The organism is Nonomuraea sp. NPDC049784 (assembly GCF_040659615.1).
In the GTDB taxonomy this organism is placed as follows: Bacteria; Actinomycetota; Actinomycetes; order Streptosporangiales; family Streptosporangiaceae; genus Nonomuraea.
Genome location: NZ_JBFAMX010000671.1, coordinates 1 through 5,308, shown reverse-complemented (window position 1 = coordinate 5,308; position 5,308 = coordinate 1). Strand labels below are relative to the sequence as shown.

General features: G+C 68.4%; 4 protein-coding genes. 1 reads left to right on the top strand and 3 read right to left on the bottom strand.

Translation table 11 applies throughout. The annotated features are described in order from the left end of the window. Window positions 1–176: 176 nt before the first annotated feature. From AB0J09_RS55325 to AB0J09_RS55315, 3 genes are read right to left on the bottom strand one after another with little or no spacing between them, the layout of a single operon-like run. Window positions 177–1,016, bottom strand: coding sequence for a sugar ABC transporter permease (locus AB0J09_RS55325; RefSeq protein ID WP_360710413.1), 840 nt, complete (start codon window positions 1,014–1,016; stop codon window positions 177–179). Continuing rightward, entirely contained in the window at window positions 1,013–2,581 is a 1,569-nt protein-coding gene (locus AB0J09_RS55320; RefSeq protein ID WP_360710411.1) for an ABC transporter permease subunit, read from the bottom strand. The genes AB0J09_RS55325 and AB0J09_RS55320 overlap by 4 nt, the downstream gene beginning before the upstream one ends. A 2-nt stretch (window positions 2,582–2,583) precedes the next feature. Then, window positions 2,584–3,864: a maltose ABC transporter substrate-binding protein gene (locus AB0J09_RS55315; RefSeq protein WP_360710410.1), complete on the bottom strand. Its 1,281-nt coding sequence runs from the start codon at window positions 3,862–3,864 to the stop codon at window positions 2,584–2,586. A 327-nt stretch (window positions 3,865–4,191) separates the two neighbouring features. On the opposite strand from AB0J09_RS55315, the gene AB0J09_RS55310 reads away from it, so the two are divergent. Continuing rightward, window positions 4,192–5,308, top strand: a 1,117-nt coding sequence (locus tag AB0J09_RS55310; protein WP_360710408.1) for a glycoside hydrolase family 13 protein, incomplete at its 3' end; no start/stop codon positions are given.

The following is a 5,308-nucleotide window of genomic DNA, read 5'->3' as shown; positions in this document are numbered from 1 at the left end:
GCCGAGGAGCCGGTGCCCGCGCGGGACGAGGCGCTGGTCGCGGTGCGGGCGTTCTCTGTCAACCGTGGCGAGCTGGCCTTGCTGAAGGTCACCCGCGAGCCCACGGCGGGCTGCTGGTCGGAGACGTACAGAGCTGAGCCGTCGTGATGCGGCTCCCCGATGAAGCGCAATGAAACCTATCCCTTGACAGCCCCGGCGGTGAGCCCGGAGACGATGTACTTCTGCAACCAGAGGAACACACCCACCGTGGGAATGGCGGTAAGCAACGTGGCCGCGGCGAACATGCCGAAGTTCGCGTTGCGGTGGTCGCCGGCGATCATGCCGTACATGCCGACGGCGAGGGTCTTGCTCTCGGGGTCGCGCAGGAACACGTTCGCCATGAGGAACTCGCTCATCGTGCCGATGAACGCCAGCAGCGCCGTGACGGCGAGGATCGGCGTGACCAGCGGCATGATGACCCGCCAGAAGATCTGCGCGTGCGTGGCGCCGTCCACGGTGGCCGCCTCGTCCAGCTCCTTCGGCACGGTGTCGAGGAAGCCCTTCATCAGCCAGGTGTTCACGCCGAGAGCGCCGCCGAGGTAGAGCAGCATGAGGCCCCACACGGTGTTGAACCCGAAGGCCGGATACAGCTCGGTCACCCTGGTGAAGATCATGAAGATCGTCACGATGGCCAGGAACTGCGGGAACATCTGGATGAGCAGCAGCGCCAGGAGCCCCACCCGGCGGCCCGCGAAACGCATGCGGCTGAAGGCGTACGCGGCGAACATCGACAGCAGCAGGCTCGCGAACGAGGCCACCAGGGCGATGAACACGGAGTTGAAGAACCACCGGCCGAACGGGTAGCTGTCGGAGCTCAGCAGGTTGGCGAAGTTGCCCAGGCTGGCCCCGGTCGGCAGCAGTTCGGTGGAGGCCAGCGTGCCCATGGGGTTGATCGCGGCCGAGACCACGAACAGGATCGGGAAGAGCGCGAACGCGCACACGACCAGCACGAGGACATGCCTGAGAGCGAGCTTCACGCGTAGACCTCCTCCTGCTTGCGGGTGCGGCGGAACGCCACGGCCGAGATGACGGCCACGATCGTGAAGATGAACACCGAGATCGCCGCCGCGAAGCCGAACTGCGCGCCGCCCGCCCCGAACGCCAGCCTGAACGTGTAGGTGATCAGCAGGTCGGTGCCGCCCACCTGCGGATTCTCTGCCGGGAACGGCCCGCCCTCGGTGGTGAGCGCGATCGCGTTGAAGTTGTTGAAGTTGTAGGCGAACGACGAGATCAGCAGCGGCGTGAGCGCGACCAGCAGCAGCGGCAGCGTCACCCGCCGGAACGCCTTCCACGGCGTGGCCCCGTCGATGGCCGCCGCCTCGGTCAGCTCGCGCGGAATGGCCTGCAGCGCGCCGGTGGTGACCAGGAACATGTACGGGAAGCCGAGCCACAGGTTGACCAGGATCACGCCGAGCCTGGCGGTGCCCGGCTCGCCCAGCCAGTCGATGTTGGCCCCGAGGAGCTGGTTGATCAGGCCGAAGTCACGGTTGAACATGTCACGCCACACCAGCAGCATGGCGAAGGCGGGCATCGCGTACGGCAGGATCAGCGCGATCCGGTAGAACCGGGTGCCGCGCATCCGCGGATGGTGCAGCGCCAGCGCGACCGACATGCCGATCGCGAACGTGCCGAGCACGGAGGCCAGCGCGAAGACGAGGTTCCAGCCCAGCACCCCGGCGAAATATCCCGAAATAGTGGGGTTCGTCAGCACGCGAGCGAAGTTGTCGAACCCGACTCCGACCTGCCAGCCCTGCGCAAGGTGCTCGCCCTTGGCGTTGACGAAGTACCCCTGCCCCTCGTCGGCCCTCCATGTGCCGCCGTTGCCGCGCACGCAGTCGCAGCCGGCGTCGTACACGAGCGCCGCCTTGCCCTCGACGGCCCGGCTGAGCCCGTTCGCCTTGATCACGCCGTCGCCGGTGGGCACGGCCAGCGCGGAGATCTCCTGGCCGCGGGCGGCGGCCTCGGGCGTCTTGAGCACGGTCAGCCCGGGCGCGCTCAGCACCTTGCCGGTGACCCCCACCTGGGCGCCCGCCAGCGGCGACAGCCCCTTGGAGTCGCCCACCCGCACCTGCTTGGTCTTCGGGTCGACCAGCAGGAACACCAGCTGGTCGCCGCGCAGCGCGGCGGTCAGGGCGTACTCGGGCGAGCCGGGAGCCTGCCGTACGGAGCCGGTCTCGATGGCGGTGATGGCGTCGGCCTTGTCACCGCGGTGCCCGTCGCCGAAGTTCGTGAACGCGGTGGTGACCGTGTAGACGACCGGGAACGCCTGGAACGCGATGAGGAAGACGGTGCCGGGGACCAGGTACTTGGCCGGGATGAAGCGGCGGGTCAGGTAGAGGTAGGCGATGGCCGCGCCGGCCGCGCACAGCAGCGCCAGCGAGACCCATGACCCGGTGGCGACCAGCGGCGGCACGGCGTAGAGCAGGATCGCGGCGGCCACGGCGAGCACCGCGATCCTGCTCACCACGAACGCCGTGGTGATCTCCCGGCGGGGCCGTGGAGACGGCTTGGTCTCCACGGCATCGCGCACGTCGAGCGCCATGATCAGTGCTTGAGCGAGCCGTCGATGGCCTTCTGCGCGGCCTCGGCGGCCTTGGCCGCGTCGCCGCCCTTGACGACGGCGTTCTCGGCGATGCCGAACGGCTCCCAGATCGCCGCCATCTCAGGGATGGCCGGCATCGGCATGCCGTCCTTGCCGGCGTCCATGAACTTGACGGCGTCCGGGTCGCTCGCCTGGACCTCCTGGAGGGCGGCGGTCAGCGCCGGGGGCCGCGGGTCGGCCTCGTACAGCGCCTTGGCGACATCCTTGTTGGTCACGTAGTTGGCCACGAATTCCTGGGCCAGCGCCTTGTTCTTGCCCTTGGAGGCCACGAAGAACGTCTGCACGCCGACGAACGGGGTCGCGGGCTTGCCGCCCTTGAACGCCGGGACGGCCGTGATGTCGTACGTGATGCCGCCCTTCTTGACCTCGCTCATCGCCCACGGGCCGGAGATCAGGTAGGCGCACTTGCCGCCGGCGAAGTTCACGATGTAGTTCTCGTTCGTGATCGACGTGCGCAGCGCGCCGTCGCCCTTCTCGCCCAGCTCCTTGAGCTTGCCGAACGCCTTGACCGAATCCGGCGAGCCGACCAGCACCTGCTTGGCGTCGGGGTCGCCGGTGGGGGTGGCGCCGAACAGCGCGCCGCCGGCGGAGGCGAAGAGCGGGTAGACGTGGAAGGCGTCGCCCTTCTGGCCGACGGGGATGCAGAGCACCTCCTTGACCTTGCCGGCCGCCTTGAGCTCCTTACCCTTGGCGATCATGTCCTCGACCGTCGCGGGCGCCTCGGGGGCGAGCTTGGTGTTGCGGATCAGCGCGATGTTCTCCACCGCGTACGGGGCGCCGTAGATCTGCCCGTTGAACGTCACAGCCTGGATCGCCTTGGCCGAGAAGGCGGCCTTCTGCTCGTCGGTCAGCGTGACCGGGTCGATGGCGCCGTTCTGCACGAGGTTGCCGATCCAGTCGTGCGCGCCGATCATGATGTCGGGGCCGCTGCCCTGCTGGGAGGCGGTGAGGAAGGTCTGCTGGTTGTCCTTGCTGATCTCCTTCACCTCGACCGTGACGCCGTTCTCGGCGCCGAACTGGTCGGCGAAGGGCTTGAGCGGCTTGACCCGGCTGGGGTCGGCCCAGATCACGAGCGTGCCGCCGCTCGTCGCCGCCGAGGTGGAGGCGGACGCACTGGGTGCCGCCGAAGAAGCCGACTGGGAAGCCGGCTGGGAATCGCCGCACGCCGTCGCGGCGAATGCGAGAGCCGCGAGAGCGGCCACACCCAGAGCCCGCATACGCATGAGATCTCCTGAGGTCACGGAGGAACGGCGGCGCCGCGCCAGCGCCGCCGCCGGAAGAAAGCTCTAACGTTTCCGGGACGTTAGCGGCACTTTGCAAGAATTGGAAGAACTTGCGAAAGAGCGTTACGTGATCCTCACCGAACACGGACGAAAGCGGCCCTCAGCCCCGGGCCCTTCTCCCTTTTCACGAGACCTCTGCCGGAGTACGGGCGGGTCGAAGGTGATGTGTGCAACTTTCCGCAAGTTGCGCTTGACCCTGGCCAAACGATCGCGACATCCTTCACCACAACATCAGCGGACATCTCGGGCATCCGGGGAAGGACAGCCATGCTCGGCAACGACGACTGGTGGCGTGACGCCGTCGTGTACCAGGTCTACCCGCGCAGCTTCGCCGACGCCGACGGCGACGGCATGGGAGACCTCGCAGGCGTGCGCGACCGCCTCGGCTACCTCGCCGACCTGGGCGTGGACGCCATCTGGCTGAGCCCCTTCTACACCTCCCCCATGGCCGACGGCGGCTACGACGTGGCCGACTACCGGGACGTGGACCCCATGTTCGGCGCACTCGCCGACTTCGACGCGCTCATCGCCGACGCCCACGAGAAGGGCATCAGGGTCATCGTGGACCTGGTGCCCAACCACTCCTCCGACCAGCACCCTTGGTTCAAGGCCGGGCTGCGCGACCGTTACATCTTCCGCGACCAGCCCAACGACTGGGAGTCGATCTTCGGCGGTCCCGCGTGGACGCAGGTCGAGGACGGGCAGTGGTACCTGCACCTGTTCGCGCCCGAGCAGCCCGACCTCAACTGGGACAACCCTGACGTGCGCGCCGAGTTCCGCGACGTCCTGCGCTTCTGGCTCGACCGGGGCGTGGACGGCTTCAGGATCGACGTGGCGCACGGCATGGTCAAGGCCGAGGGGCTGCCCGACGTGGGGCCGAAGGAGGGCCGCCAGGCCGAGATGCTCGGTGACGAGCAGCTGCCCTACTTCGACCAGGACGGCGTGCACGAGATCTACCGCGAGTGGCGGCCCATCCTGGACTCCTACCCGGGTGGCCGGATGGCGGTGGCCGAGGCGTGGGTGTCCTCCCCCGAGCGGCTGGCCCGCTACGTCGGGCCCGACGAGCTGCACCAGGCGTTCAACTTCGAGTTCATGATGGCCGACTTCCACGCCAAGTCGTTCCGTACGGTCATCGAGAAGTCGCTCAAGGAGGCCGAGCTGGTCGGCGCGCCCACCACGTGGGTGCTGTCCAACCACGACAAGCCGCGCCACGTCACCCGCCACGGCGGCCTGGCCCGAGCCAGGGCGGCCACGCTGCTCATGCTGGCCCTGCCCGGCTCGGCCTACCTCTACAACGGCGAGGAGCTGGGCCTGCCCGAGGTCCTCGACCTGCCGGACGAACTGCGCCAGGACCCGGCGTTCCGGCGCACCGGCGAGAGCCGCG